The 1,154-nt window shown below is 60.2% G+C and carries 1 protein-coding gene and 1 pseudogene; both read left to right on the forward strand.

Translation table 11 applies throughout. The annotated features are described in order from the left end of the window. The first annotated feature begins 255 nt into the window (after window positions 1-255). The gene (locus tag VMT30_02105; GenBank protein HVQ43736.1) at window positions 256-447 is read left to right on the forward strand and encodes a hypothetical protein; all 192 of its coding nucleotides are present in this window, start codon (window positions 256-258) and stop codon (window positions 445-447) included. Beyond that, window positions 410-1,154, forward strand: a pseudogene (locus VMT30_02110) (transposase). Before VMT30_02105 ends, VMT30_02110 begins: the two are co-directional and overlap by 38 nt.

Here is a 1,154-nt window from a genome sequence, read left to right on the forward strand (position 1 = left end):
AGGAGTAGCATCCGCTTGGTAGCGAGTGTTGCGTGATCACTGGCGACCGTGGTTGCGAGGCGCACACAGCGATTGCATGGGGGGCATGGCCACTCAAATGCCGCAGGTGTCAGACACCGAGCCAGACACGCTCGCGCTGGCGCAACGCCAGCTGAGTGAAGATGAAAGCACCCCTTCATGATGGCCTGCTAGCCTCCAGATAACCTTCGCCGAGCCAGAAATAACTTCAGGACCGAGCATCTAAAGGAGACCACTATGGCTGAAATTACTAAGCTCTCCGTGGGCAAGGCGCTCGAGAAGCTGCGCACCAATGATGTGCAGAATGTCCGCCGTCAGCGCTCATTGGACAGACCGGGTGGATTGAATAAGGGAGAGTTTCTGGCTCATCGTAACGTTCATAGGAGCGAAGATGAGACAGCAAACCCGACCATTGAAGGAACCGGCTGAGAAGGTTGTCCAGGACATCCGACGGGCGACGCGCAAGCACTATTCGGCCGAGGAGAAGATCCGGATCGTTCTGGAAGGCCTGCGCGGCGAGGACAGCATTGCCGAGCTGTGTCGCCGCGAGGGGATCGCGCAGAACCTGTACTATCGCTGGTCGAAGGACTTCCTGGAGGCTGGAAAGAAGCGCCTGGCTGGCGATACAGCCCGGGCCGCCACCTCGGACGAGGTCCACGATCTGCGGCGTGAGGCCACGGCGCTCAAGGAGGTGGTCGCCGATCTGACCCTGGAGAACCGTCTGCTCAAAAAAAGCGTGACGGCGGATGGGGAGGACGGCGAATGAGATATCCGGCCTCAGAAAAGCTGGAGATCATCCGGCTCGTCGAGCAATCCCATCTGCCGGTTCGGCGTGTGCTGGAGCAGATCGGCATCCCGAGATCCACGTTTTATCGATGGTGCGATCTTTATCAGACCGGAGGGCCAGAGGCGCTGGACGATCGCAGCCCTCGGCCTGATCGGGTGTGGAACCGCATCCCCGATGACGTCCGCGCCCGGATCGTCACATTGGCCCTCGACGAACCTGAGCTCTCACCCCGTGAACTGGCCGTGCGCTTTACCGATGCCGAGCGCTACTTCGTGTCGGAAGCCTCGGTGTATCGCCTGCTCAAGGCCCACGACCTGATCACCAGTCCGGCCTTCATCGTGATGAAGGC

The organism is Candidatus Saccharimonadia bacterium, assembly GCA_035544015.1.
Taxonomy (GTDB): domain Bacteria; phylum Patescibacteriota; class Saccharimonadia; order UBA4664; family UBA4664; genus UBA5169.